This is a genomic window from Myroides fluvii (genome assembly GCF_009792295.1).
GTDB classification, from domain to species: domain Bacteria; phylum Bacteroidota; class Bacteroidia; order Flavobacteriales; family Flavobacteriaceae; genus Flavobacterium; species Flavobacterium fluvii_A.
The window spans coordinates 930,639-956,092 of the sequence record NZ_CP039934.1; the positions used below are offsets into that span (position 1 = coordinate 930,639).

Genomic DNA, 25,454 nt, shown 5'->3' on the forward strand with positions numbered 1-25,454 from the left:
ATCAAGAGGATGCCTAATTAAGTCATCCTCTTTTTTTATGGGTGGCTGGATGGTTGGTTTTTTGTTTTTTTATCGCACCGTGTATATTGTTTTTTGGTGTTCGATGAATATATCTCACCTATTTTATATTCATTTTGGTGTTCGATGAATATATCTCACCTATTTTATATTCATTTTGGTGTTCGATGAATCTTCACTACGTTTCGATTTTCACTTCGTTTCAATTTATGCTGCGCTCCGTTTCTTCTCTCTTCTCTCTTCTTTCTTCTCTTCTTTCTTCTATCTTCTTTCTAATTTTTTTCCTATCTTTGCAACAGTATTAACGAATAAATAATCAAATGGATATCTAAAATAAGTATTTCGTTTTAATCGCATAAGTGGTTTTCTACTTATCGGAGCAAACAATTTTTAATAGCTTCTATCTTTCCTAGGGCTGTAATACTTATTTAGTTATGTGAATACATATCCAAGACCGTGAGTAGTGGTGTACGGGCCACAAGTATTTTATACTCATCTCTCTTATTTTGATTATTATGTCTATCGTTATAAAAAATCTATCCTACGAACACGCGGATAAAACCCCTTTGTTTCAACAGCTCAATCTAGTACTCAACAAAGGAGAAAAGGCTAACCTTATTGGAGCCAATGGAACGGGAAAAAGCACCCTATTAAAACTTATTGCCACAACGCCTCTATCCGCTATTCAGTTGGATGGAACGGCTTATTATTTACCTCAAATCAACACCAACCAAGCTGCGGAACAAACGATTCAAGAAGCCCTGCAAACGGATAAGAAACTACAAGCTTTACACCGCATTTTACAAGGGTCGGTCAATGAACAGGATTATGTCGATTTGGATGATGACTGGGCAATTGAAGAGCATATTGCCCAAGCCTTGCAATACTGGCAATTGGAGGGAAAAGATTTATCCCTGCCTATGCATCAACTCAGTGGAGGGCAACAAATGCGCGTGTATTTTGCGTATATCCACATTCATCAGCCCGATATTTTGTTGTTGGATGAGCCCACCAATCACATTGACCAAGCCACGCGACAACTGTTGTTTGATTTCTTGGATCAGTACAAAGGGACGGTGCTTATAGTCAGTCACGATATCGCCTTATTGAATCGACAAGGACTTACCTTTGAGATTAGCAGCAAAGGGGTTCAGACCTACAAAGGCAATTACGATTTTTACAAAGCGCAAAAACAAGAGGAGTTTGCTTCTCTTCAACACCGTATCGATTCGATTTCTAAGGATTTGCGTCAGGTAAAAACGGAACAACAGAAATTACTTCAGAAGCAGCAAAAGGCGGTGGGACAACACAAAAAAGCGGAGCAAAAAGGGGGACTTCCGAAGATTGTAGTCAATACACTCAAGAATGCGGCAGAAAATAGCAGTGCTAAAAGTACTGAGGTACAAATGGAAAAACAGCAAAAACTCCAAGGGGACTTGTGGGAATTAAAAGATCAGTTGGAACAAGTAAAACCGTTTCACCTCTCGTTTAACAACTCCGATTTACACACTAATAAAGTGCTTTTTCAGTTGAAAGAAGTCAACTATCAATATGAAACTGCTCCTACAGCGCTTTGGTCTACTCCGTGGAATCTCGAAATTCGAAGTGGAGAACGCCTATTAATTGAAGGGGCAAACGGCACAGGTAAATCGACCTTACTGCATTTATTAGCGGGAAATCTACAACCTACTACAGGTCAGGTTGAACGGTTGACCAACAATATCGTGTACTTGGATCAGTTTTATAGTCTCCTCGATCACAGCAAAACGATGCTGGAACAAGCGCAAACCTTCAATCACAACGTATTGGATGAGGCTAGTTTAAAAAACACCCTGTTTCAATATGGTTTTCGACCAGAACAATGGTCTAAACCCGTTGCGCAATTAAGTGGAGGCGAATGTCTTCGCTTGACCATCTGTTGCCTGAATCTCTCTTTATCTTCTATTGATGTTTTACTGCTGGATGAACCGAGTAATAACCTCGATATTTTTGGTTTAGAGCGCTTATACGAAGCCCTAAGGGAATACAAAGGAACAATTGTGTTTATCTCCCACGATGTGAACTTGCGTGATGCGATTCAACCGAATCGCTTCATTGAGATGTGAATTATCGGTTAACTGTTAACAGTTATCGGTTAACAGTTAATTTTTCTGATTTAAGGGTATATTTTCTTTTATCCTAAATTCTCTTGATGAGTTAATTGGTTATTTGCTTAATTAGTTAATCGGTTAAGCCATCTAACCTTCCTAAACAGATTATCGGTTATGGGTTAATTTTTCTGATTTAAGGGTATATTTTCTTTTATCCTAAATTCTCTTGATGAGTTAATTGGTTATTTGCTTAATTAGTTAATCGATTAAGCCATCTAACCTTCCTAAACAGATTATCGGTTATGGGTTAATTTTTCTGATTTAAGGGTATATTTTCTTTTATCCTAAATTCTCTTGATGAGTTAATTGGTTATTTGCTTAATTAGTTAATCGATTAAGCCATCTAACCTTCCTAAACAGATTATCGGTTATGGGTTAATTTTTCTGATTTAAGGGTATATCTTCTTTAATCGATAATCTGGCAAAAAAGCAACTGGCGAAAAAGCACACTTACCACACCGTATCCACACACCGTATGTCATGCTGACGAAGGAAGCATCGCATCCGTCACTCAACGCTTGTTACTCAGCAAAATGGGCACAACGGATGCGACCCTTCGTTGCCTCAGGACATCGCGTACGCGATCGCGATAGGGGTAGTACTTCATAATCAAACACACTTACCATCGTACTGCGCGATACGGATAGTACTGTTGCTCTTTCAGTTCCGCATCATCGATAGCGTATATTTTCACCAATGCCGCCACTTCCCAGGCCCAATATCCAAAATACGTATTGACTTTGGTGCGTTTATGACTATCATACCAAGGGGCATCGCGATGTCCTTGATACCACTTTTTATTTAAGTAGGTTTTTATAAAACTAATGCTTTTATCTTGTCCTTTTACTAATCCATCCAAATGAGCATAAGGGCTTTTTTGGATATAAGAAGATCCTTGCATAGCATTAGGAAATCGGTAATTCACTAATGTTTTGAGCAATTCATCTTGAGCACCGCCTCGTTGAATAACCGCTACAATGCGTTTAAAATTTGCATCATCTACCTCACATAAAATACCCAAACTCAGCATCCATACCATCTGATCATACATCGCAAAACTCTTCGCAAAACCTTCCCAATAAAAACCGTCTTCAAAGGCTGTGATGGCCTCTACTAAACTTGCTGTTACTAGTGCTTTATTGGCTTCGGAGGAATAGAGAGCGATTGTTCTTTCTAGAAAGGTTGTAAAAATCATATTCTTCAACCCTATAACTCGATCAGAAGGTATGCTTCCAGATTTCACATAGTTAACTCCCTGTGTTATTGCTTCATTACACTCTTTTATAAAACCTAAAAAATCATTCATCTTATTACTTTTTTATTACTTTAATATTATTTGCAATAGGTTTTCCATTTTTATCTAGAGATTGTAAAATAACCTTATTATTCTTAGAAACACCAATTAAGACCCTTTCATATCCTAACGCTTGAATTTCAAGCGCTTTAACTGGTCCAAACTCCTGCCTCAAATTAAATAAAATCCACGCATCCTGCATTTGACTACCTCCACTCGATGTAATTTTTCTATTTAATTTAGGTTTCCACCAAGAAAATCCTTTTGTATTCATTTTTACTTCTGCAATGATGTATTTAGGAGGTGGAGAAGAGAATTCATAAACTGTATCAATTCCTTTAATTATAGGTTGATCTAAAAGAGTTACTTTTTTGTAATGAATAACAAATGCGACAGCTCTCACCTTGGTACTCAGTAAAATGGGCGCAGCGGATGCGACCCTTCGTTCCCTCAGGACATAGCGTATGCGAGCACGGCAGGGTTATCGTTTCATTACACTCTTATACAAAGCTTAAAAAATTATCCATTTTTACTATTTTAATGCCTTTTCCCTTCCCGCTTTTCCCTCATCAGTCTCAACACTTCCTTTTCTCTCTCTTGTTCTTCAGGTGTCATTAAGTCCCATTCTAACTGTCTTATTTGCTCTCTTAATAATTTTAAGTTTTCTAAATCATTCTTATTCTCCTCTATATATAGATTGAATTTTTCTTTTGAAGGAAACCCACCATAATTATCCATTCCATATTTCTTTTTTGCAACATTATCAAGTTTAATTTTTAAACGATCATACTCTTTTCGCTTATTCTCTAATTCTTCCATAATTATTTTTCACTTAATACTATAATTGTTATTTTCTCTAATTCGTTAATAGGGTTTTTACCTGGCTTCACACTCTCCACTCTAAAAACAGTCTTTGATTTAAACAGAACTTCTGCTTCATTTGGGATATTTGAAACAGCTTCTATTCGTTTTCCGTTTTTTCCGTGTACTTTAAATAACACATTGTCTGTTTGAACCATTCTCATCCATTTAAATAATGCCTCCTCTGAATGAGTAATTGAAAAAAAAAGCTAGTAAAAAGAAAAAAATACCTAATTATTTCGTTCAACAAAAGTTTTAAAATCTTGTAAGAAACCAACAAATTCATCATGTGATAAAACCAAATCAGCAGTTTTTTTTTTCATTTTTAAATCAAAAAACTGAACACCAAAATCATTGCTATATATATACAAATCATCTCCCTCTGTCTGATATTTATATACTTTATCCGTCTCTTTTGTAGAAAGGATTCCATCTATAAGTTGTTGAATAATTTGTGGTGTCCAATAATATCCTGTCAAATCTTCCAAAATTATTTCTTCTGAAGTAACACCATACATCATTAATCCATCCCAATCATATTTTTCAAATTTATATTTCATATTATTAAATTTTACATTTTTGGATAAGCATTTAAAATTTTCCCATAGTCATCAATTTCTAGAACTATATCAAAGCCACTTGTTGATTCTCCAATAAACTTACTTAATATTCCTTTGAACACAATTTCCCAAACAAAGGGACAAATTGCCATTCTCCCCTACTTACTACCGATGAAAAATACGATAGTGAGTCCAAAAGGATTATAAAACTATTTTTCCTTTTATTGAAATTTTCAATTCACCCTAATTTAATAAAAAAAGCCACTCCTTGTGGCTTTTACTTATAATTCATCAATGCTATCTACACCCAATAACTCTTCAAGAGAATTGGCTAATAAAATAGGTTCTAACTCATCATATCTAAAAAGATAGATTTTATTATTAACTACTGAATCCATTTGAATTGTTATCATGTGTCCAACACCTGTAACTGCAAATGGCAAGAAGTTTCCAGGGATAACATTCTCATCTATTATTAAATTTTGTACTAGTCCTCCTAATGTCAATTCCCCATACTTTATACTTGCAAAATCATAGGTAGAAGCATCTGAAAATTCTACTTCACCACCATTGTACTTAAGGTATAATCTCTTTAAACTACTGGGTATAACAATATTAAATGTTTTTTCAAAACTTAGTATATCTCCAATAGTGATCATTCTCTCTGAACTATTAATTCTAACTTTTTTCATATCTATCGTGTCAAATATTTGATTTTATGAAACTCTTCCGCTATCTTAACTGTACCATAATATGGATTACATTTTATATGAATTTTAGTTTCTACCAATTGCAATGTACAAGTGTTGGTCATAGGATCATAGTCGTCTAAATGATGCCACGTATATTTCAATGGTTTTTTATTAAGACCAGCAAGCTCATTTGCTAATTTTATATCTAAATTATCATCGCCTGTCAGTTTTATCTTCACAATATTCTTTTGTTCGCCAGTGACAGGATACAAATAAGGAGTATCTGCAAAATCAACTGATAATCCTACCTTCGATTTTTTAAGCTTAATTCCTAATTCGCTTAATGCTTTTTTATTTGGATAAAATACTTTAGATGGTCTTTTTCGTTCTAATAATTTCACCTTTTACAAACAATCAAAAATAAATTAGTCAAAAACAATAGGTATTTTTCCTTTTTTTGAGGCCTTTTCTATTGAACTAATAATTTCTTTTTTCTCGTTTTCTGTAATAGGCTCTTGTTCATAAGGAGGTTCCCAATTCTTAATAGAATCTATATCTGCATAAAATTTTGGTTCTGTTGTTCCTTCCCCTTGTATATACATCTCTTTCTTATTGTCAACAATAATTTTCATAGTTGAGGGGGTTAATATTGAATATTCTACTTTCATAATAGTTATTTAGATAATTAACGTTTAAAAATTATTTTTTCTTTTCTAGTTTTAGGGTCAATAGTTATAATTTTTGTAACATTTGGATTTTGTTTTAAAGCAGGTAATTCATAATTTTCCCATACATTTCCTTTTCTTAACTTATCACCTATTACGGCTCTTACTTCTCCTGACACTTGATTAGCGTATTCCCTTGATGTAGCTTCCCAAATTTTTGGTTTATCTTCCCATTTAGGCATATCTATACTATTTCTTTTTATTAATCCTTCCAGTGTAATTCCTTTCTTAGATTTTGAAATATTTAAAGCTACTAGTTCTCCCCCAATTCCATCAGTTTTTCCAGACCAGAAGAAAGCTTCATTTAGTGCTGTTTTTAATTTTGGCGTAATTCGCCTAACAAAAGATATAATTTCATATAATTCCTCTAAAGTATTTTTTAAATCCACTCCTTTTGCACTCCAAACCTCATCTAAACTATTGCGAACTGCTTTCGCCTCGCCACTGGCGATAACTTCTCCTTTATAACTAACAATAATCCCTTCTTTAGCAACCTTTCCACCTGTTATGACAGTTAAAAATCATTTTCCAAAACAAAAGACAACTATTCATTTCCTTTGCATATCATTTTTTCAGATAAAATTCCTTTGAACACAATTTCCCAAACAAAGGGACAAATTGCCATTTGCCCCTACTTGCTACCGATGAAAAATGCGATAGTAAGCCTGATAGAATTATAAAACTATTTTTCTTTTATTGAAGTTTTCAATTCACCCTAATTTAATAAAAAAAGCCACTCCTTGTGGCTTTTACTTATAATTCATCAATGCTAGTTACTCCTAAGAGTTCTTCTAATGAATGAGCAATAATTTCAGGGGCCTCATCTGTATCAAAATAAAATTTCACAATTTCACCTTTTTGACTTCCTTCGTTCGTGTTGATTGTAATAGGATTGTCAGACCAATCCAAAGCAATAGGTAAATATCCCTCTGGAATATTTTGTTCTATAGTTTGATGCATATTTATCATATCTTCAACCTTTTGTTTTCCATATTTTATACTTAATAAAACATCAAAAAAATCAGACTCCTCAGTTAATCCACCATTGAACTTTAAAATTAATCTTCTATAATTAATTGGTAAGACAAATCCCATTTTATATTCAAAATCTAAAATGTCTTGAAAATTTAATTTCTTCTCTATATCTTCAAATTTTCCTACTTTCATATTTACTTAATAACTTTCTATATTTAAGAACTTCTTTATCAATTCAACACTCCCATAGTGAGGTATCGACGCTCTATGTACGTCTTTGTCTACTAATTGCATTGTGCAAGTACCATCCATTGGATCATAGTCATCTAAATGATGCCACGTATAATTTTTAGTTTTCTTAATTCCTGCTAACTCGTAGGCTAACTTATCATCAAACCTCCTTGTTCCTGTTAATTTTATTTTCACGATATTCTTTTGTTCGCCAGTGACAGGATACAAATAAGGAGTATCTGCAAAATCAACTGATAATCCTACCTTCGATTTTTTAAGCTTAATTTCGAATCCTTTTAATGCTTTTTTATTTGGATCAAATACTTTAGATGGTTTTTTTCGTTCTAAACTATTGCGAACTGCTTTCGCCTCGCCACTGGCGATAACTTCTCCTTTATAACTAACAACAATCCCTTCTTTAGCAACCTTTCCACCTGTTATGACAGTTAAAAATCATTTACCAAAACAAAAGACAACTATTCATTTCCTTTGCATATCATTTTTTCAGATAAAATTCCTTTGAACACAATTTCCCAAACAAAGGGACAAATTGCCATTCTCCCCTACTTACTACCGATGAAAAGTGCGATCGCGATAGGGGTAGTACTTCATAATCAAGCACACTTACCATCGTACTGCGCGATACGGATAATACTGTTGCTCTTTCAACTCTTCATCATCGATAGCGTATATTTTCACCAATGCCGCTACTTCCCAAGCCCAATATCCAAAATACGTATTGACTTTGGTACGCTTGTGACTATCATACCAAGGGGCATCGCGATGTCCTTGATACCACTTTTTATTTAAGTAGGTTTTTATAAAGCTAATGCTTTTATCTTGTCCCTTTACTAATCCATCCAAATGAGCATAAGGGCTTTTTTGGATATAAGAAGATCCTTGCATGGTACGAGGCAATCGGTAATTCACTAATGTTTTGAGCAATTCATCTTGAGCACCTCCCCGTTGAATAACCGCTACAATACGTTTAAAATTTGCATCATCTACCTCACACAAAATACCCAAACTCAGCATCCATACCATCTGACCATACATCGCATAACTCTTCGCAAAACCTTCCCAATAAAAACCGTCTTCAAAGGCTGTGATGGCCTCTACTAAACTTGCTGTTACAAGTTCTTTATTAGCTTCGGAGGAATAGAGAGCGATTGTTTTATACAAATAGGCATCGAATATTGCTGCATTGAGTTCGATTTTTTTATTATTATCAACTTCTCTGTTTTCAATAGCTTTTTTAAACACTTCTATTCTCTTCCTTCTTACCTCTATATATTCAATAAAATTATTCATTATACAATATTTATATTGGTTCTTATTTTTTTCGCTGTTCTATCCAATGATTCTAAAATCATTTTGTTGTCTTTGGATACTCCCATCAATACACTTTCATATCCATTAATTAATATATCTTGATAAACATCTTCCATAACCGCTCCTTCTAAATTTGCCCGAATCCACGCATCCTGCATTTGACTACCTCCACTCGATGTAATTTTTCTATTTAATTTAGGTTTCCACCAAGAAAATCCTTTTGTATTCATTTTTACTTCTGCAATGATGTATTTAGGAGATGGAGAAGAGAATTCATAAACTGCATCAATTCCTTTAATTATAGGTTGATCTAAATACGTTACTTTTTTATAATGAATAATAAATGAGACAGCTATCATATTGTTAATCAATAAAATGGACGCAGCGGATGCGACCCTTCGTTCCCTCAGGACATAGCGTATGCGAGCACGGCAGGGTTATCGTTTCATTACACTCTTCTACAAAGCTTAAAAAATTATCCGTTTTTACTATTTTAATGCATTTTCCCTTCTCGTTTTTCTTTCATAAGCCTTAAAACTTCCTTTTCTCTCTCTTGTTCTTCAGGTGTCATTAAGTCCCATTCTAATTGTTGGATTTGTTCAAATAAATCATGTGCTTTCTGATATACATTCTTGTATTTCTCAACATGTCTTTTCAACTCTTTACTTGAGTTAAATCGTTTTTCTACAATAGGGTCTAATTCCCCTAATTGTTCTTTCAACTCTTTTATTTTTTTATGCTTATCCATCATTTATTTTTCTATTAACGTTATCTCAAAGATTTCTCGCATCAATTTCTTATCATAATAATAATTTATTTTCTCCACTCTAAAAACAGTCTTTGACTTAAACAGAACTTCCGCTTGATTTGGGATATTTGAAACAGCTTCTATTCGTTTTCCGTTTTTTCCGTGTACTTTAAATAACACATTGTCTGTTTGAACCATTCTCATCCATTTAAATAATGCCTCCTCTGAATGAGTAATTGAGAAAAAAGCTAGTAAAAAGAAAAAAATACCTAACTATTTCGTTCAACAAAAGTTTTAAAATCTTGTAAGAAACCAACAAATTCATCATGTGATAAAACCAAATTAGCAGTTTTTTTTTTCATTTTTAAAGCAAAAAACTGAACTCCATAGTCATTGCTATATATATACAAATCATCCCCTTCAGTCTGATATTTATATTCTTTATCCGAATCTTTTGTAGAAAGAACACCATCTATAAGTTGTTGAATAATTTGTGGTGTCCAATATACATTACTTAAATTACCTAAAACATCATATTCTGAATCTTCTATATTTACATAAAACCAAACAGAATCTGTTAATGATTTATGAATACTAAAATTATATTTCATTACGATTAAAAATTTATTACTTAATAATTGGATAAGCGTTCATTATCTTTCCAAGATCATCTACCTCTATTAATATTTTAAATCCATTTGTACTGTTATATTCATATTTATTCAGTAAATCTCTAGGGTTTTTAGGTAGTTTTCCTACTCCTTTTGCCATTGTATTTTCGTAAACAAAAGCTATTTCTTGTTTAATCCGTTCTAAATCCCACATAGAACTTCCAAAAAAGCAACATAGTCACAATCTATCAAACTCTTTGATAAAATTTTAAAATTTATCCTTTTATTTTTTAATGGATATGCAGTTCCAACACTAACTATTGGCTTCTACAAATTTTTTAAAATCCTCTAAAAACGAAATAAATTCATCATGTGTTAACTTTAATTCTGCTTCTTTTTTCCCTCCTCGTAAGTTAAAGAATTGTACTGCATAACTATTACTATAAATATATAATTGATCTCCCTCTGTCTGATATTTATACTCTTTATCCGAATCTTTTGTAGCAAGAACTCCATTAATTAGTGTTTGTATCAATTGTGGTGTCCATGTCTCAAACCCTAATAAAGCTAATAGTTCCCATTCATCTATTCCTTCAACACAATAAAAAGTATAATCAAAAACTTTTCTCAAATAAAACTTATAATTCATAAAAATTACTATTACAATTTTGGATATGCATTCAATATTTTACCTAAATCATCAACTTCTAAAACAATTAAAAAACCATTTGACGATTGTCCTACATATTGATTTAATCCTGTTACATTCTTCTTAAAAATTTTATTAATACCACTTGCCACTGTATTTTCATAAACAAAAGCTATTTCCTGTTTAATCCGTTCTAAATCCCAGTTACTTGGAAACATAGAACTTTCAAAACAAACACTGACCACACAGTATCCACACACCGTATGTCATGCTGACGAAGGAAGCATCGCATCCGTCACTCAACGCTTGTTACTCAGCAAAATGGGCACAGCGGATGCGGCCCCTTCGTTGCCTCAGGACATCGCGTACGGGAGCGCGATAGGGTTAGTGATACGAAGACCAAGTTCTTTGCCCCTCTCGAATCTCTTTTTCTGGATACATTTTTGTGTACTTCTTATCTAAGCTACCAAAAAAGATGGGAATATGTTCGGCTGGTGTGGTATCATAATCATTAATCATTGTAGTACCTAATGTATAAAGTTGACGAAGTTTAGGCATTTGTCGTACAAACTGGATAGAAGCTAAATTTTTACAGTCCATTAGTTGTAAAACCTCCAGTTCACCTAATTGACCAATAGGACTACAATCTTGCAATTTCCAAGCAATATCAATTTCTAAAAACTTTAATTTTTGAAGAGATGCAATCGCTGTAAGATCAACTAAACTACGTACACCCCCTAAAGACAGCCGTTTTAAATGGATAAGTTCCTCTATGCCGTTTAACGATTTGATACTAGCCGTTTTGAAACTTAATGTTGTGAGACTCTTTAAAGACGCAAGACTAGACAGATCTTTTTCCTTAAAATCTGAAATAGTTAATTGTTCTAAATTCCTTAGCGTTTGAAAATTTGAAATGAACTTTTTATTCCACATAAGAGACAATTCGGTCAATTTTGATAGTTTACTAAAATCTATTGGATACATTACATCTAAATGCAATCTTTCTAAATTAGTCATTTGATACAAAAAATCATAAGAAACACCATCCCCCCATGCCATAAAATTAAAATCAGAAATATCTTTAAAATGGATTAAAAATCTATCTAAAAAAAAAGAATCATTAATCTCTGTAAATGGACCGATACGCAATCCATATTTGCCAGAATCGAAGACTCTTCTTGCTTCTTTCAAGTCAGATTCTTCATCTAAATCTATTCTTTTACCCCAAGGTAACGCTGTGATATGCATATATTTCTTTAAATCAGGTTGTTAGAATGTTGTTGGTAAGTTATACTTTTTAGCAATTTTTAATGCTTTTTCTTTAAAAATTTTTCTGCCTTGAGGGGTTTTTAAGTCAAACCTTCCTCCAACAGGGTTTACTTTATTCAATAAATATCCCATATTGCCATTATTTGACATACTTCCTTTATACTTTTCAATAATAGTAAATTGTTCATAAATTTCTCGTTCAAGTGGGCTTGAATCAGGCATCTTATATATTGTAGGAGGGTTTTCTAAACTATTCAACTATTTCCAAGAAAATAATAACAACCACAAAAAAAGGGAAGCCTATACTGCTTCCCTTTTAACTTACTTTACAAGTACAAGTGAAAAAAATCACTCTCTTTCTCTTTTACAACGCTGCGATTTCCGTTGTATAATTGGTATTTTGATTACGCGCATCAAAACGCTCTGCAAATGCTGTTGCTTGTTGTTTGAAGTGCGTATATAAATCGTCTAAATTGTAAAACCCACTTTCTTTGTAGTACGGCAATTGAGGAGAAAGTTGCAAGGCTCTATTTCCTCCTTGTTTCATGATCGGCAACATATAACGAGCGAAGTTATAACGGTGAATATCCTCTGCCTCGATATCCCAAGTGGCAATGCGCTCAAAGAAAGACCACGTTTCTGGGTGGTTGATGGCATTCATATAGGACATCAACAAGCCCATTGAATAGCCCACCGAACTGTCGTATTGATCGTGTGCTTCATATTCCTCAAGCGCTTTGTTGAAATACTTCTCCGCTCCTGCAGCATCCCCTGCCTGCCAAGAATAGTACGTCAAACTACAAAACGTTTGAAAAGGCATGGAATAACACGTCAATTTCTTGTGAATTAAATCTTGTGCTTTCACGATGGCATCTTCTAATTTTCCTTGAAATAACAACAATTCCACTTCTGTATCCAATTCACAAGCCGGGCAATTCGACATATCATCGACTAATTCACTATTGGCAGCATCGATATAGGTTTTCGCTAAATCGTAATCGCGCAAGTGAAACGCCAATCCGGTTAACACATTGTAATACGCACGTGTACTGTAGCCGTTTTTCACCAACCTGCGTTTGAGGTCTTCTCCAATCTTTTCAATTTCATCCAACGGGATTAACGCACTGCGGTAAGCCGAACAATACATCCATTTGTATTCCCACAGGAATTCTGATTCGTCAAAGTAATCTTCATTGGCATCGCTGGTGTGTAGAATCCAAGCAAAAGCGGGGAAACTCTCATTGCAACGAGAGGTATTGCGCTCTTGGCGAATTAAGTCCAAACGCAAATCAAATCCCCAATCGATATCATTGTGTTGATCGGCTAATTGTATGGCCTCTTTCAACGCGACAATCTTGTCTTCTAAACTCTTTAGACCCTCCACTTTTAGCAGGATCTTTTGGATTTCTAAATTGTAATTCATAGCTATTTTTTTCTTTTATTTTCTTCTTCCATTCGCTTAATTTCCTCTTGAGCGGCCGTATTTCCATTGCGCAAATCAAAGCGCTTCGCCCAGTCATACGCACTGCTTCTATAGGCGCTTGACAAAGCTTTGAGGTCATAGCATCCGTCTTCTTGATAGAAGGAAACCGAAGGCGATAGGGTTAATTGTTTTTTCTCTGCTTGGTCTAAGACAAACATCATGTGGCGACTCAACATCAATTGTAAGTCGTCTTCTGCGTCCCTATCCCAACCCGCAATAATTTCGTAATAATGCCAAAGGGATTCATCGCCTAACAAGTGTAAGGCGTAAATCAAACGCGTTAATCCGTACAGCAAAGAGCTGTTCACTTCGGGCAATTGGCTAAACTCTTCTTTGGCTTTTTCCAAGTACATACGCGCGCGATCATCTCCATAGCGTACCATGAAATACCCCATGGAAACATAGGTTTCAAAAGGCAAGGAGAAATCGCGTATCTTTTTGTACTCCATTTGATGCATCAAAGCAATAGCTTCGTCAAAATGTCCCAAACGAGAGGCACTTTCAATCTCATTGTCATACGCCATCGCTTCTCCACAGATATCATCCAGGGCTTCTTCTCTTGCTTTGGCTACATAGGTACCACCGAGTTCATAATCCCCTACATGCTGGGCAAAACCCGCCATGGTGTAATAATAACTTCGTTTAGAAAACTTAAAATGGTCTAATTTCTGTTCTAAATCTGCCGCTATTGCATGTACTTGTTCCAAGGGAATATTCACATTGCCATAAGCGGAGCAGATCATCCATTCGTATTCTTCCAAAAATTCCGATTCCGACAACTGATCGGGATGCAAGCGCGCTTGCTCCAACAGCCAAGCGAAAGCCAACGGACTTTCAATACAGGAGGATGAACAGCGTTCTTCGCGTATCAACATGATGCGCAAATCAATGGCCCAACTCAAATCTGCATGTTTGTCTGCCAAGTATATCGCTTGTTTCAACTGAGCAATACAGTGTTTGGAATCTGTGTATTCTTCTTGAATCTGCAACAGGATTTTTTGTATTTCTAAACGATGTAGCATCTTAGAGTTCGGGTAAAAAGTTAGTCATCCCCAAGATTACAAATTGATAAAGGGCATGATTGAAAATATCCATTTCTTGCTTGTTGATCGTATAACCTCCCAACATCAACGCCTGTACATACAACACGTGTATCAGAGCTTCGAAAAGCTCAGGATCTTTAATCACCAACAATTTAGAAACCAAGTCGTTTTGTTGATTGAAACACAGGGTTGGCAACACTTCTTCTTGCTTTTTAAAGTGCCCCAGGGCTGCTGAAAAAGGATTGGCACTCTGGGCTAAATTTTGCATGCTCTTGTTGCTCAATGCTTCTTCATTGGCAATGTAAATCGCCGTAGTATCTTGAGGTTCAAATCGCTTCACCTCTACTTTACAGTATTGTGCTTTTAGTATTTTATTGGCTTTCTCAATGAAAATAGCAAGGCGATCGTCAGTCGTAGAGGCCTCTTCAAAACTATTTAAAACATCGTTGGGCTTGATTAAGTCAATCGTCAATTCTGGATTACTCGCTTTGATCTTTTGAATTAAATCCGCCTCATAGCTATACGCGGCATTGATGACCAATTTCTTTTGAGAACCTGCAATGCGTCGAATTTGTCTAAAATCATCCAAGGAAGGCGTATAGAAAATCGAACCGTAACTCGTTCTAATATCTCGAAACAACAAAGTCCCTTGATTAGTTTCAAAAGGCAAATAATCTTCAAATAATTTGAGAATTTCATTGTCTGAAGCCGCCAAGGATTTAATATACAAATGGTGAATGGAGATAATCTGTTCCAGCTTCTCTAGATTCGACACCGACAACAGTTTTAAATAATCTTTAAAACAAGTGGTCAGTTCTTTTTTCGCCTCTACTAAGAGGGCGTTATTCATCAGTGATTCACGCGAAGCCGTTGGTTGCAGGCTATTGGAGTTCATAATACAACGCACAAAAGACGTCCATTCCGGTAAGAGATTGGTCGCTTGATCACAGAGATACATGCGCTTCAAGAAAATCTTGTGTTCTTTAGAAGTCGTCATATTAACTTTGTTGGGAATCACATAGGCCATTCCCTGAATATCTCCTGCTTCGGAGGCAATGGGAAATACGTCTAAAAATTTCGTCTTAAAGATCTCCTTTCCATAGGCTAATAAGTCTTCTTTTGACGCTTTGGGATTCATCCAAATCGGGTTGCCATCCGATACGATTTCTTCCTCTCCCTTTTCGATAAACTTAATCTCAATAGGCAAGGCGCTTCCGTAGAATAAGACATTTTGCTTTACTTCTTCTCTTTTAAACAGCGTTCTCCAATTCTTCTTGGCTTGTAAAATCACGCGTGTTCCCACTTCCGGCAACAAATCGATCATTTCCACCTCATAGGTTCCATCCGCTCGTCCAATCCAACGCACCGATTCTTCTTTGTACAAGGAACGAGATTCCACCACAATTTCTTCAGACACCACCAAACAAGAGAGCAAACCAATACCAAAACGACCAATGAGGTCTTTTTCGGCTAATTCGCCTCTTTTCGAACTTTGTCCAATTACAGACAAAAACTGGTGCATATCCTCTAGGGTTAAGCCCACACCATTGTCTTGAAAAATCAACTGATCGCTATCAAAAAACAGGGTTATTTTACCCTGAAACACTTCATCAATTCCCTTTCTAACTGTAACGGCATCAACGCCGTTTTGCAGTAATTCGCGAATAAAAACCGTTGGTGAGCTATAAATATGCTCACTCAACAGCTCTATCATTCCCTTCATATTCACTTGGAATTGATAATTCTTTTTATTGTCCATTATCTTCTTCTTTTTCTTGGGCCACCGATAATTTTCTGTGCATCTTCATTTCCATTTTCAGCAGCTTGTTGATACCAATGCAAAGCCAATTCATCATTTTGCTCTACACCTTCTCCTTTTAAATAACAATTACCCAATTCATATTGAGCCGAATCATAGCCTGCATTCGCTGCTTTTTCAAGGTAAGCAATTCCCTCTACCGCTTCTTGTGGTACACCTTCTCCTTTCACTAACATAATTCCCACATAAGAAGAAGCTTCTAAGTGACCTCGATCTGCAACAGCTCTCAAATAATACAGGGCTTCTACATAATCTTTTTCTGTTCCGATGGCGTAGTAATAACACAGTCCCAAACGGAAATAAGCGGCATCATATCCTCTTTCTACGGCTATTTTATAGAACTGAAAGGCTTTCTTGTCATCGCGTTCCACGCCAATGGCAAATTGGTAACAGATTCCCATTCCCTCTGAAACATAACCGTGTTGTTCGGCTGCTTCGTAATATGGAAACGCTAAATCATAGGGTTGATCTTCATCATAGCCATATAAATAGTAATCCCCTAAAGTCAACATCGCTAGAGCCGAACCATTTTCATTGGCTTTCTCCAACCAGTATCTCCCTAGTTCTAAATCTTTCTCTAAACCATAAGCATAGAGGTAATACGTACCTAGTTTATATTGTGCATAGCTGAATCCAATTTCAGCTGCTGCTGTCATATATTCTACTGCTTTTTCAGGACTTTCTTCTATTCCCCCTGCACCTTCTTCATAGGCTAAGGCTAAATCGACATTAGCATCGTTATAGCCGTATTCCAACGCTTTTTCAAACAATTCAAAAGCTACGGTGCGATTTTCGGCTCCTCCAATTCCGTAGCGGTTGCAACGAGCAAATTGGTATAGTCCCTCTGCTAAATCTGCATTCGCCGCGATTTCGAAATAATCCCTTGCTTTTTCAGCATCCACTTCTCCCACTAATCCATCTTCATACATATACCCCAAGCGAACCGCTGCAAAAGGATAGTTGTTTTCTAAAGCTTCTTGATAGAATTGTTCTGCTTGTTCTGGATTGGCTTCTAGTCCGTATCCTCTTTCTAACAGCATGGCCAATTCCACTTTACAGTAGTTTGAATTGTATAGTTCCACTCCTTTTTCGTAAAACGCAATGGCTTTGTCTAAATCTGGATTTTCGTGATAACGGTAGTATCGTCCAGCATATTCAATTCCCAATCCATTGTTGCGTTCTGCGGCTATTTCATAGAATTCAATGCATTTCTCCAATTCTTCTTCTGTGCCAAACTCGCTTGTTTGATACCCATATCCCAAGCGATAAGGCGCATAGTCATCCCCTAATTCCATCGATTCTAGCAACAGGGCTTTTGCCTCTTCTACGTTGTGTTCCATCTCTTGGTGTTCTAACAACGCTATGGCTTTTTCGTTCATTGCACGGGTAGATTTAGCCGCAATTGCACGATCTAAATATTCCATGGCTTTGTCGATGTTTTTGTAATCGCTGTGGTATAGGTATAAGATTGCCAATTCCAAAAGGGCTTCATTTGAGCAATATAACACTGCTTTTTCCATTGTTTGGATGGCTTTTTCAAATTGGGGTTCACTTTGATCAGTAGGATATAAATAGTAATATCCTTGTACGAAACCAGCATAAGCAATGCCGTGTTCAAAACCGACTTGTAAATAAGAAACTCCTTGTTCAATTTCATATCCAAGGGGAGCGAAACGCGTATTGCAAATCATTAACCCCATCATATAATTACAGTAACCACTGTTGTGTTTGATTCCTTCCAAGAAAGTTTCCGCTGCCTTTTCATCTTCTCCCTCGCGTAAATAATAATCTGCTAAAACATATAATCCGCGTTTTTCTACGTGAATCAAATCGTGGTATTTATCTAAAACAGCTTTTCCCTCTGCTGCAGATTCGCAAGCGCGAAACTCAATATTTAAAGCAAATAAAGGAGCTACGCTATTATCTGCTGCATAAGAGGACTGAATTAACGCCAAACCTTCTTCTTGATTTTGTTCAAATCCAAGACTTCCGTAATAGGTATTGTACCCCACAAAGGCTTGAGCAGTATGATCACCTGCCTCATATCCTTGTTTCAGATAAGCGGTTGCTTTCTCATCATCCTTAAATCCAAAGCGAGCATTCATGTACAATTCATGCATAAACGTATAGGCTTTAGCATATCCTTTGTCAATAAACAACTGATTCAATAACACTACATCGTCAAACCACAGGGCATAGTCTTTGTCATTTAAATAAAAACTACTGCGTTCGCGATTGGACTCTTCGTTAATTTGCACGTATAATTGTTGGAAAACAGTTGCTTCTTTTCCAATTTGCTGAGCCAGCATACACAGCGCATGCGCTTTGAACCAACGGATAGGATCCGCGTAGTCAGCTGCATCAAGATATGCTTGTGCGGCATCACTTAAACTTGCTTGCCCATTGGCAAACTCACTAACATAGCTTAAGTATTTTACATTAAACTCGCCCATAATTTTTCTTTTTCTAATAAAACAATTTTTTACTAGGTCGATGAACTCAACCAACAACAAATTTATGAAACACCCGCGACATAATTTGTTAATTCTGAAAAAGTGTTCCATCTAAAAAGGAAAAATCACCAATTTTAGGGAATGTCAAAACAAGGCACAAGTACTACAGCCCCAGCGGTGTACCTGTTATTTCGATAAAAAAAAGGAAGTAAACGAAACCTAAGCGTGTAAATACTTTTTATTCACGCGAGTGGAGGCAATATAAGAGGCGATAAAGCCCAAGATAAAAATCGAACCAAATACAACGAAAACATCGCCAATATTAAATTCTACTGGATAAGCGAATCCAGGTCGGATAAGAATCAAGCCAAAATGCTCTTGAATCAACACCCCAATAATTCCCAAGGCAATGCCTATTAAACCACCTACGGTACTGATAATCAAACCTTGAAACAAAAAAATACGCTTCAATTGTTTCAGAGGCACCCCCAAGTCATTCAAGGTTTTAATGTTGGCTTTTTTCTCCAAAATAATCATGAGCAACGCTCCCACAAGATTGAAGAGCGCGATAATCACGACCAATAAAAAGATAAAATACACCACTGCATTTTCGGTATTCAACATGCGATACAAGCTATCATTCAGCTGAATGCGGTTTTTTATCACCACGGTATCACCGAGTACTTGCTCAATAAAAGCCGATGCTTCTTTTTCTGTCACCCCCGGGTTTAAAGCAAATTCGAGATTGGTGTATTCATTTTCCTCCAAGCTCAGTAAGTGTTGAGCGAGTTCAATAGCACAAAAGACGTATTTACTATCCAATTCTTCATTGCGCAGCGAATAAATACCCACAGGATGAAGATACGTGCGTAAAAAGGCGTCTTCGGGATTACTTACCACACCTGATCCAGGTTTGATTGACAAGGCTTGTAAGTTGTGTTCAATATCAAAGAGTCCCATGGACAAGAGATAAGCCATCCCCAGTCCTGTAACAACCTCATCTGACCCTGGCTCAATCCAATGTCCTAACTCTACTTTTTCGGGAAATTGACTCACCTTCGGAAAGTCAGCATCCACGCCTTTGAGTATAGCAACGGTTTGCTTTTCATTATAGGTAAAAAGCAAACGGTCTTCTACTATTCGAGCTACTCCTGAAAAGAGATCCGATTGACTCAACTCTTGGTATTGCGTTGGGTTGACTACAAAGTTCTTCCCGTGTTTGCTAAAGGCTTTGAGCTCGGGATCTAGCTCATTGGTAAACGATAAACTAAACGAACGAAGTCCACTAAACACAGCTAATACAATGAGCATGGCCATCGCACTCACGACAATCCCAATAGAGGCAATCGCCGTAATGACGTTAATGGCTTTGCTCTTGCTTTTGCTAAAAGCGTAGCGTTTGGCTATGTAAAAGGCGATCTTCAACGGATTACTTTTTCTTTCTCTTTGCTAATAAATCAGGGTTAGCAATTGGGTTTTCGTCCCCTTTTAATGCTTTGTCAATTTGGTCGATATACTCCAAGCTATCGTCTACATAAAATATCAAATCCGGCACTTTACGCATTTGGTTTTTAACGCGTTGTGCTAATTCGTGCTTGATTAGCGGCGCATTGGATTGAATGGCTTTTAATAATTCTTTTCCACGCTCTGCTGGGAAAATGCTCAAAAACACTTTCGCGATTGATAAATCTGAGGTGATATTAACTTTAGAAACTGAAATAATCAAATTGCTTATTCCGTTCTTGCGCACTTCTCCTTGTAATATATCTACTAGGTCACTTTGTAGAAGCGCTCCCATCTTCTTTTGTCTATTTGTCTCCATGGTGCAAAAATACAATTTTTTGCATCATATTTTTTTATATTTCACGCCTCTATTACTTCTCTTCGCTAAATTTCTTATCTTTCTTCTGAAAGCGGGCAAAATCAAGGGTGTTTTACCGTCAAAAGGGTGTAATTGAACCAACTACATCCATCAAAGATCTAACGGTGGATTCTCAACTTGAGCAAAAAAGAAACGGACAGCTAACAAATCACTTCCCAACGGGGGGTAATCCCCAAAATCTTGGGGGATAAATATATTTTTTTTTGACTGTATTTCTTGCAAAAACCAATATTACGCAGTAATATTGCAACCGCTAATCGTCAATTTGACTGGTCCTATAACTCAGCTGGTTAGAGTAGCTGACTCATAATCAGCAAGTCCCTGGTTCGAGCCCAGGTGGGACCACAAATATTACAGTCAAATAGGCCGGTCCTATAACTCAGCTGGTTAGAGTAGCTGACTCATAATCAGCAAGTCCCTGGTTCGAGCCCAGGTGGGACCACAAAAGAACCCCTCAACACGTTGTGTATGAGGGGTTTGTTTTTTTTAGGGGATTGATTAGGGGACAAATAATATATATATTCGTGTTAAAATAAAAATAAAAAAGTTGAGTTAGCTAACTCAACTTTTTTATTTTTACATAGTACTCTAATTGCTTCTACATGTTTTTTCAAATTGATCTTCTATAATTTGCTTTACTGTTTTTACTATTTGATCACTTTGAATAATCCTCTCTATTTCTTTACTAGAAATAAGCACAGATAAAGTATCTTTTTTAACATTTGAAAATTCAGCATTAAAAACCTCAATATCAACATCTTTTGTTGTTATCCAGAAAATTAATTTAAACAAATCCGCTGTATGTTGTAAAGAACTATTATTTAAGCTCTCTTCTGTAATACTATCAATATATTCAACAGCAATAAATGGTTTGAATTTATTAAAAAAATTATCCGCAATTTCATTTCTAACTAAAAAAGACATATTATAATCCTTTACTTCAACATCATTCTGCTTTATACTATTAAACCCCATAGAATAAAACAAAAATCCTACAAACCTATTACAATTAATCTTGAAGGATTCTAACGTATTACTATTCTTTAAATTTTTATAATTAACTTTTAATTCAGTAGTATTAAAACCTTGATGTTTTGTATCGAAATCTTTAAACACCTGAGTTACACCTTTATTTATTTTGGTAGAAAAAACTTCAAAATCTTCTTTTGGAAATATTCCTGCGATTCTACCTGTTGAAAGTATATCGTTTAAATCTTCCTCAAACTCTGATACATAAGCACTCATAATAAGTACTTTTGCAAAAGAATTAACCTTAAAAATGCGTTTTATGATATCAAATCCATTAATAGAAAAATTATCCATTCTCAAATCTACAATTGCTAAATCGTAATAGGAATTATCTACATTTCTTATAATTTCTTCTTCAGTACAAGCGACTAAAACATCCGCATCAGTACGATTAGATTCAAGGAATTTTTTAAGGTTATTTGCCCCAAGCTCCTCATCATCAATAATTAGGATAGAATGATATTTCATATTTACTTAATTTTCCTTTTATATAGGTAAAGATAGGCAAAAGATAGTATTATACTTATCATCTTTTCCTAAATATTGTATTTGACCACCCAATGATTCCGAAACATACCTAACATGACTTAAGCCAACTCCTGAACCATTTTCTTTTGTTGTTTTATAAGGCAAAAACATATCGTCTTCTAATCCTTCTTCGACTCCTATTCCTGTATCACAAACATAAAAATTTACAATATTATCTTTCAATATTATTTTAATTTTAATTTCAGGAGCTCTTATTTCAGGGTCCAAGAACTCATATGAATTAATTACAAGATTATTTAACAATTGTAATATTTGATGGAATACTTGATTAATAATTTGATCTTTTGTTATTTCTATGTATTCAAAACTAAAATAAATCTTATTTTTCTTTAATAAAGCTCTATGAAGGCTTTCTAGAGCTGTAGTTAATTCTTGAATTGTAAAGGATTTTTTTTCTCGATCTGAAGACAATACTTTAAACTCTTCTAAAGCTGCTCTTATTCCAGTTACACAAAGCTTTGCAGAAATAATATCTTCATCACTAATATAATTATTTTTCAGATTTACTACCAATCCATCTAAATTATGAACTATATTTTTTATATCATGACTTGCAAAATTTGTCAATAATCTAACAAAATCCTGTAAAGCGCGATACTCCTGTTGAGCTACTAGTTTATCTTTTTTAATTCGTTCTTGTAAATTTTCTATCTCTTTAGAAAAAAAATCAAAATTTTCTTTTTTTTCATTTTCTAACTTCTCCAATCGCTTACGAAGAATAATTAAATTCTTTTCTGAATTTTGCCTTTTAGGAATCATCTATACTATATTAATTACGAACAAATCTATGATTTCTTAATTTTAAATACTCATTATACAATTTAAAAAGTTCTACATCTATTTCAAATGGAATATCAGCTTCTTTAAATGATTGAGAATTAATCTCATCATAATATTTGTTTAATTCAAAAATCTTCGAATTAAATATATTATGAATTATTATTAATAATTCTGTTTCTAATAAACCACAAAGTGGATTTTCATAAATAACGTTTATCTCCTTTTTTATATCTACCCCTATATCAATAAAAAATGCGACTCCAGACATATAAGTTTTATCAACAGATTTTTCAGTTTTAATTACCACTACCTTTGAAATAGTGGAAGTCCTATTGATCCTTGAAAAATCATTAGAACTCAAAGCAAATAGTTCTTTATCAATTTTATTCCCAAAATACTCTTTATTCAAATATAGAAATAGTGAATCCAAACTATTATTTAAACAAAAAATATTATCTGAAAACACCTTCTTAGTTTTAATCTTTTTAAGTAAATAAGGTAATCTATCAATCACTAAATAGAACACTGTTGCTCCAATAATACTGTAAGATAAATTCTTATAAATATCATTTATATTGTTTATTGTTTTGTCATCAAATGTAGTATTAATAACCGGATAAAAATTCACTGATAAAATCACAATTACAGATATAAAATTTATTATAATCAATAATCCAATAACTAGGGTACTATCTTTCATTATATTTTTTTAATTTTGTTATCTTTTTCAAGACTACTATAAATGGCGTAAATATTTTTTTTATTTAAAACAATATTTTTTTTCTCCAATTTAGCTATCAAAAACTTTATCCTTTCTTCCTTAAATGTGGAAGAAACATTTGACAACCTTTCAACTAATACAAAACACTCTTCATTAGTTAATTTACTAATATCACCGAAAAAAAACTTAATAGCATTGGCTAAACCTAATATTTTATTTTCAAATCTAACAGAAGCTATATAAAAATCTAAAATTTCTTTTTTAGAAAACTGTTTATTTAACCAAAAAGAAAACAAAATTTCAAAGATCTTCCTTTTAAGAGCATTTTGTCGTGTTTGTATAAAAAGTGTACGAGTTAACTGCATCGTTATTGTTGAACCTCCACTCTTAACCATTATAGCTTTTACCTTATTATTATGGTAGCTTCGATAAACTTTAAATTGGCTTAAAGCACCACGCACCAATGCTTTAAAATCAACACCATTATGCTTATCATAATTATGATCTTCTATAACTTTTAAAATCTCATACATACTATTATAATCAATATTTAGTCTCTGTAATTCAATGACTGATAGTTTAGCTCTATAAAGTATGTATTCTGTATCTAAGAAAGCTTTTAATTTAAATATGTTAGCAAGTTTTTTAATATAAATTAAATATAGGTTTTCATGTCTATCTACTAAATTCTTTCTGAATACATAGTAATAAATAAAAGTAATTATACAGTTTCCAAAATACCAAGGGATTTTGATTTCTTGATTAATATTAAAAAACTTACTAATATACATGATTGTAAAAGAAAAATCTTTCATCTCTATACTTGAAGCAAATAGTATATTTAAAGCAATAGTAAGAATCCAAAAAGGAGTACTTCGAAAATTTAGCCAACCTGCAAAAAATTTAATTGCGAAAGGATTAGTTGCTCCTTCTACACGCCAATTTGGCAAGGTTAGATTAATATGTCCGTAATCAATTCCAAGCATTAATCTTAGAGTAATCACTTTTCTAGCATTAAATATAATTTGTTTTTGAACTTCTATGAAATACCTCAAAAGAATAGCTCCAAAAATAAATATAACAAAAACAAATATTAGAGAATACTCTTTTATATCAATTGAATATTTTTCTTTACTAATAAATAACGGGATGATAATAGCAAAAGCTAATAAAATTAAATTAGTAACTTGAGCATAAGCTTGTGTTTGTGTATTAGCAATCTTCTGAGCCTCTTCGAATTCTTTTAAAAGCACGTCTCTACTTTTTTCATCGAATTTATATGTCGGAAAATATTGTTCTCCTTTCGAATCCATAAAACCTTCTTAATAAAAATAATAAGTAAAAATATACAAACTTGTACTAAGTCACAAAACAAACCCCTAAACCATTTAAATTTAATACCTAATCTTAGCTAAAATCTAAACTCTTACTTACATTTGCATTAGAAAAACATTACGAACAAGCGTAATCTATCGTTATTGGTTTATCAGAAATTGCGACCTTCAGATGACAGCCAAAATAGCGATAGACTTACGCCCGTGCCTAATATTGGCGTGGGCTGAGTCTGTCTGGCTGTTGGG

32 protein-coding genes and 2 tRNA genes are annotated in these 25,454 nt (G+C 34.5%); 3 read left to right on the plus strand and 31 right to left on the minus strand.

Annotated elements, in window-relative coordinates:
- The first annotated feature begins 533 nt into the window (after window positions 1–533).
- Complete coding sequence (locus tag FBR08_RS04270; protein ID WP_158961573.1) at window positions 534–2,123, plus strand: ATP-binding cassette domain-containing protein; 1,590 nt, start codon at window positions 534–536, stop codon at window positions 2,121–2,123.
- Between the two features lie 664 nt (window positions 2,124–2,787).
- Here FBR08_RS04270 and FBR08_RS04275 read toward each other — a convergent pair.
- From FBR08_RS04275 to rbfA, 27 genes are all read right to left on the minus strand, one after another.
- Window positions 2,788–3,474, minus strand: coding sequence for a PoNe immunity protein domain-containing protein (locus FBR08_RS04275; protein ID WP_158961574.1), 687 nt, complete (start codon window positions 3,472–3,474; stop codon window positions 2,788–2,790).
- Between the two features lie 4 nt (window positions 3,475–3,478).
- Window positions 3,479–3,865 carry a hypothetical protein gene (locus FBR08_RS04280; protein WP_158961575.1) on the minus strand — a complete coding sequence of 129 codons (387 nt, stop codon included), beginning with the start codon at window positions 3,863–3,865 and terminating at the stop codon, window positions 3,479–3,481.
- A gap of 134 nt (window positions 3,866–3,999) precedes the next feature.
- Complete coding sequence (locus tag FBR08_RS04285; RefSeq protein ID WP_158961576.1) at window positions 4,000–4,281, minus strand: hypothetical protein; 282 nt, start codon at window positions 4,279–4,281, stop codon at window positions 4,000–4,002.
- A gap of 2 nt (window positions 4,282–4,283) precedes the next feature.
- Window positions 4,284–4,487: a hypothetical protein gene (locus FBR08_RS04290; RefSeq protein WP_158961577.1), complete on the minus strand. Its 204-nt coding sequence runs from the start codon at window positions 4,485–4,487 to the stop codon at window positions 4,284–4,286.
- Window positions 4,488–4,553: 66 nt separating this feature from the next.
- Window positions 4,554–4,883, minus strand: coding sequence for a hypothetical protein (locus FBR08_RS04295; RefSeq protein WP_158961578.1), 330 nt, complete (start codon window positions 4,881–4,883; stop codon window positions 4,554–4,556).
- Between the two features lie 281 nt (window positions 4,884–5,164).
- The gene (locus FBR08_RS04300) at window positions 5,165–5,575 is read right to left on the minus strand and encodes an SMI1/KNR4 family protein (protein WP_158961579.1); all 411 of its coding nucleotides are present in this window, start codon (window positions 5,573–5,575) and stop codon (window positions 5,165–5,167) included.
- A gap of 2 nt (window positions 5,576–5,577) precedes the next feature.
- Window positions 5,578–5,976 carry an HNH endonuclease gene (locus FBR08_RS04305; protein ID WP_158961580.1) on the minus strand — a complete coding sequence of 133 codons (399 nt, stop codon included), beginning with the start codon at window positions 5,974–5,976 and terminating at the stop codon, window positions 5,578–5,580.
- 24 nt (window positions 5,977–6,000) lie between these two features.
- Window positions 6,001–6,243, minus strand: a complete 243-nt coding sequence (locus FBR08_RS04310) for an Imm74 family immunity protein (protein WP_158961581.1) — start codon at window positions 6,241–6,243, stop codon at window positions 6,001–6,003.
- A 17-nt stretch (window positions 6,244–6,260) separates the two neighbouring features.
- Window positions 6,261–6,689: a hypothetical protein gene (locus tag FBR08_RS04315; protein ID WP_158961582.1), complete on the minus strand. Its 429-nt coding sequence runs from the start codon at window positions 6,687–6,689 to the stop codon at window positions 6,261–6,263.
- A 364-nt stretch (window positions 6,690–7,053) separates the two neighbouring features.
- Window positions 7,054–7,467, minus strand: a complete 414-nt coding sequence (locus FBR08_RS04320; RefSeq protein WP_158961583.1) for an SMI1/KNR4 family protein — start codon at window positions 7,465–7,467, stop codon at window positions 7,054–7,056.
- A gap of 6 nt (window positions 7,468–7,473) precedes the next feature.
- Window positions 7,474–7,734, minus strand: coding sequence for an HNH endonuclease signature motif containing protein (locus tag FBR08_RS16855; protein ID WP_233266237.1), 261 nt, complete (start codon window positions 7,732–7,734; stop codon window positions 7,474–7,476).
- Between the two features lie 396 nt (window positions 7,735–8,130).
- Complete coding sequence (locus FBR08_RS04330) at window positions 8,131–8,817, minus strand: PoNe immunity protein domain-containing protein (protein ID WP_158961584.1); 687 nt, start codon at window positions 8,815–8,817, stop codon at window positions 8,131–8,133.
- Window positions 8,817–9,197: a cytosolic protein gene (locus FBR08_RS04335; protein WP_158961585.1), complete on the minus strand. Its 381-nt coding sequence runs from the start codon at window positions 9,195–9,197 to the stop codon at window positions 8,817–8,819. Before FBR08_RS04335 ends, FBR08_RS04330 begins: the two co-directional genes overlap by 1 nt.
- A 134-nt stretch (window positions 9,198–9,331) precedes the next feature.
- Window positions 9,332–9,589 (minus strand): hypothetical protein, encoded by a 258-nt coding sequence (locus tag FBR08_RS04340; protein WP_158961586.1) that lies wholly within the window; start codon window positions 9,587–9,589, stop codon window positions 9,332–9,334.
- Window positions 9,590–9,790, minus strand: coding sequence for a hypothetical protein (locus FBR08_RS04345; RefSeq protein WP_158961587.1), 201 nt, complete (start codon window positions 9,788–9,790; stop codon window positions 9,590–9,592).
- Window positions 9,791–9,855: 65 nt separating this feature from the next.
- Window positions 9,856–10,197, minus strand: a complete 342-nt coding sequence (locus FBR08_RS04350; RefSeq protein WP_158961588.1) for a hypothetical protein — start codon at window positions 10,195–10,197, stop codon at window positions 9,856–9,858.
- A 16-nt stretch (window positions 10,198–10,213) separates the two neighbouring features.
- Complete coding sequence (locus FBR08_RS04355; protein WP_158961589.1) at window positions 10,214–10,411, minus strand: hypothetical protein; 198 nt, start codon at window positions 10,409–10,411, stop codon at window positions 10,214–10,216.
- A 99-nt stretch (window positions 10,412–10,510) separates the two neighbouring features.
- Window positions 10,511–10,846, minus strand: a complete 336-nt coding sequence (locus tag FBR08_RS04360; protein ID WP_158961590.1) for a hypothetical protein — start codon at window positions 10,844–10,846, stop codon at window positions 10,511–10,513.
- 11 nt (window positions 10,847–10,857) lie between these two features.
- Complete coding sequence (locus FBR08_RS04365) at window positions 10,858–11,064, minus strand: EndoU domain-containing protein (protein WP_158961591.1); 207 nt, start codon at window positions 11,062–11,064, stop codon at window positions 10,858–10,860.
- Window positions 11,065–11,230: 166 nt separating this feature from the next.
- Window positions 11,231–12,094, minus strand: a complete 864-nt coding sequence (locus tag FBR08_RS04370) for a leucine-rich repeat domain-containing protein (protein WP_158961592.1) — start codon at window positions 12,092–12,094, stop codon at window positions 11,231–11,233.
- 21 nt (window positions 12,095–12,115) lie between these two features.
- Window positions 12,116–12,373, minus strand: a complete 258-nt coding sequence (locus FBR08_RS04375) for a hypothetical protein (RefSeq protein ID WP_158961593.1) — start codon at window positions 12,371–12,373, stop codon at window positions 12,116–12,118.
- Between the two features lie 106 nt (window positions 12,374–12,479).
- Window positions 12,480–13,538 (minus strand): hypothetical protein, encoded by a 1,059-nt coding sequence (locus FBR08_RS04380; RefSeq protein ID WP_158961594.1) that lies wholly within the window; start codon window positions 13,536–13,538, stop codon window positions 12,480–12,482.
- A gap of 2 nt (window positions 13,539–13,540) precedes the next feature.
- The gene (locus FBR08_RS04385; RefSeq protein ID WP_158961595.1) at window positions 13,541–14,620 is read right to left on the minus strand and encodes a hypothetical protein; all 1,080 of its coding nucleotides are present in this window, start codon (window positions 14,618–14,620) and stop codon (window positions 13,541–13,543) included.
- 1 nt (window position 14,621) lies between these two features.
- Window positions 14,622–16,400 (minus strand): HSP90 family protein, encoded by a 1,779-nt coding sequence (locus FBR08_RS04390; protein ID WP_158961596.1) that lies wholly within the window; start codon window positions 16,398–16,400, stop codon window positions 14,622–14,624.
- Window positions 16,400–18,913, minus strand: a complete 2,514-nt coding sequence (locus FBR08_RS04395) for a tetratricopeptide repeat protein (protein WP_158961597.1) — start codon at window positions 18,911–18,913, stop codon at window positions 16,400–16,402. The genes FBR08_RS04390 and FBR08_RS04395 overlap by 1 nt, the downstream gene beginning before the upstream one ends.
- A gap of 219 nt (window positions 18,914–19,132) precedes the next feature.
- Window positions 19,133–20,338, minus strand: coding sequence for an ABC transporter permease (locus tag FBR08_RS04400; protein WP_158961598.1), 1,206 nt, complete (start codon window positions 20,336–20,338; stop codon window positions 19,133–19,135).
- A 4-nt stretch (window positions 20,339–20,342) separates the two neighbouring features.
- The gene (gene rbfA / locus FBR08_RS04405) at window positions 20,343–20,735 is read right to left on the minus strand and encodes a 30S ribosome-binding factor RbfA (protein ID WP_158961599.1); all 393 of its coding nucleotides are present in this window, start codon (window positions 20,733–20,735) and stop codon (window positions 20,343–20,345) included.
- 331 nt (window positions 20,736–21,066) lie between these two features.
- Between rbfA and FBR08_RS04410 the strand changes: the two genes are divergently transcribed.
- Both FBR08_RS04410 and FBR08_RS04415 read left to right on the plus strand, forming a co-directional pair.
- A tRNA-Ile gene (locus tag FBR08_RS04410) sits at window positions 21,067–21,140 on the plus strand.
- Between the two features lie 23 nt (window positions 21,141–21,163).
- A tRNA-Ile gene (locus FBR08_RS04415) sits at window positions 21,164–21,237 on the plus strand.
- 146 nt (window positions 21,238–21,383) lie between these two features.
- Here the strand turns inward: FBR08_RS04415 and FBR08_RS04420 are convergent.
- From FBR08_RS04420 to FBR08_RS04435, 4 genes are read right to left on the minus strand one after another with little or no spacing between them, the layout of a single operon-like run.
- Window positions 21,384–22,292 carry a response regulator gene (locus tag FBR08_RS04420; protein WP_158961600.1) on the minus strand — a complete coding sequence of 303 codons (909 nt, stop codon included), beginning with the start codon at window positions 22,290–22,292 and terminating at the stop codon, window positions 21,384–21,386.
- Between the two features lie 18 nt (window positions 22,293–22,310).
- The gene (locus FBR08_RS04425; protein ID WP_158961601.1) at window positions 22,311–23,132 is read right to left on the minus strand and encodes a sensor histidine kinase; all 822 of its coding nucleotides are present in this window, start codon (window positions 23,130–23,132) and stop codon (window positions 22,311–22,313) included.
- A gap of 10 nt (window positions 23,133–23,142) precedes the next feature.
- On the minus strand, window positions 23,143–23,853 hold the full coding sequence (locus tag FBR08_RS04430; RefSeq protein WP_158961602.1) for a hypothetical protein: 711 nt from the start codon (window positions 23,851–23,853) through the stop codon (window positions 23,143–23,145).
- Window positions 23,853–25,187 carry a biosynthetic peptidoglycan transglycosylase gene (locus FBR08_RS04435; RefSeq protein WP_158961603.1) on the minus strand — a complete coding sequence of 445 codons (1,335 nt, stop codon included), beginning with the start codon at window positions 25,185–25,187 and terminating at the stop codon, window positions 23,853–23,855. The genes FBR08_RS04430 and FBR08_RS04435 overlap by 1 nt, the downstream gene beginning before the upstream one ends.
- Between the last annotated feature and the right edge of the window lie 267 nt (window positions 25,188–25,454).

Bases quoted from the DNA above. Each gene is read 5' to 3' on its own strand.
- FBR08_RS04270 (WP_158961573.1), top strand. From the start codon at position 534: ATGTCTATCGTTATAAAAAATCTATCCTACGAACACGCGGATAAAACC.
- FBR08_RS04275 (WP_158961574.1), bottom strand. From the start codon at position 3,474: ATGAATGATTTTTTAGGTTTTATAAAAGAGTGTAATGAAGCAATAACA.
- FBR08_RS04285 (WP_158961576.1), bottom strand. From the start codon at position 4,281: ATGGAAGAATTAGAGAATAAGCGAAAAGAGTATGATCGTTTAAAAATT.
- FBR08_RS04290 (WP_158961577.1), bottom strand. From the start codon at position 4,487: ATGAGAATGGTTCAAACAGACAATGTGTTATTTAAAGTACACGGAAAA.
- FBR08_RS04295 (WP_158961578.1), bottom strand. From the start codon at position 4,883: ATGAAATATAAATTTGAAAAATATGATTGGGATGGATTAATGATGTAT.
- FBR08_RS04300 (WP_158961579.1), bottom strand. From the start codon at position 5,575: ATGAAAAAAGTTAGAATTAATAGTTCAGAGAGAATGATCACTATTGGA.
- FBR08_RS04310 (WP_158961581.1), bottom strand. From the start codon at position 6,243: ATGAAAGTAGAATATTCAATATTAACCCCCTCAACTATGAAAATTATT.
- FBR08_RS04320 (WP_158961583.1), bottom strand. From the start codon at position 7,467: ATGAAAGTAGGAAAATTTGAAGATATAGAGAAGAAATTAAATTTTCAA.
- FBR08_RS04330 (WP_158961584.1), bottom strand. From the start codon at position 8,817: ATGAATAATTTTATTGAATATATAGAGGTAAGAAGGAAGAGAATAGAA.
- FBR08_RS04335 (WP_158961585.1), bottom strand. From the start codon at position 9,197: ATGATAGCTGTCTCATTTATTATTCATTATAAAAAAGTAACGTATTTA.
- FBR08_RS04340 (WP_158961586.1), bottom strand. From the start codon at position 9,589: ATGATGGATAAGCATAAAAAAATAAAAGAGTTGAAAGAACAATTAGGG.
- FBR08_RS04345 (WP_158961587.1), bottom strand. From the start codon at position 9,790: ATGAGAATGGTTCAAACAGACAATGTGTTATTTAAAGTACACGGAAAA.
- FBR08_RS04350 (WP_158961588.1), bottom strand. From the start codon at position 10,197: ATGAAATATAATTTTAGTATTCATAAATCATTAACAGATTCTGTTTGG.
- FBR08_RS04355 (WP_158961589.1), bottom strand. From the start codon at position 10,411: ATGTGGGATTTAGAACGGATTAAACAAGAAATAGCTTTTGTTTACGAA.
- FBR08_RS04360 (WP_158961590.1), bottom strand. From the start codon at position 10,846: ATGAATTATAAGTTTTATTTGAGAAAAGTTTTTGATTATACTTTTTAT.
- FBR08_RS04365 (WP_158961591.1), bottom strand. From the start codon at position 11,064: ATGTTTCCAAGTAACTGGGATTTAGAACGGATTAAACAGGAAATAGCT.
- FBR08_RS04370 (WP_158961592.1), bottom strand. From the start codon at position 12,094: ATGCATATCACAGCGTTACCTTGGGGTAAAAGAATAGATTTAGATGAA.
- FBR08_RS04380 (WP_158961594.1), bottom strand. From the start codon at position 13,538: ATGAATTACAATTTAGAAATCCAAAAGATCCTGCTAAAAGTGGAGGGT.
- FBR08_RS04385 (WP_158961595.1), bottom strand. From the start codon at position 14,620: ATGCTACATCGTTTAGAAATACAAAAAATCCTGTTGCAGATTCAAGAA.
- FBR08_RS04390 (WP_158961596.1), bottom strand. From the start codon at position 16,400: ATGGACAATAAAAAGAATTATCAATTCCAAGTGAATATGAAGGGAATG.
- FBR08_RS04395 (WP_158961597.1), bottom strand. From the start codon at position 18,913: ATGGGCGAGTTTAATGTAAAATACTTAAGCTATGTTAGTGAGTTTGCC.
- rbfA (WP_158961599.1), bottom strand. From the start codon at position 20,735: ATGGAGACAAATAGACAAAAGAAGATGGGAGCGCTTCTACAAAGTGAC.
- FBR08_RS04420 (WP_158961600.1), bottom strand. From the start codon at position 22,292: ATGAAATATCATTCTATCCTAATTATTGATGATGAGGAGCTTGGGGCA.
- FBR08_RS04425 (WP_158961601.1), bottom strand. From the start codon at position 23,132: ATGATTCCTAAAAGGCAAAATTCAGAAAAGAATTTAATTATTCTTCGT.
- FBR08_RS04430 (WP_158961602.1), bottom strand. From the start codon at position 23,853: ATGAAAGATAGTACCCTAGTTATTGGATTATTGATTATAATAAATTTT.
- FBR08_RS04435 (WP_158961603.1), bottom strand. From the start codon at position 25,187: ATGGATTCGAAAGGAGAACAATATTTTCCGACATATAAATTCGATGAA.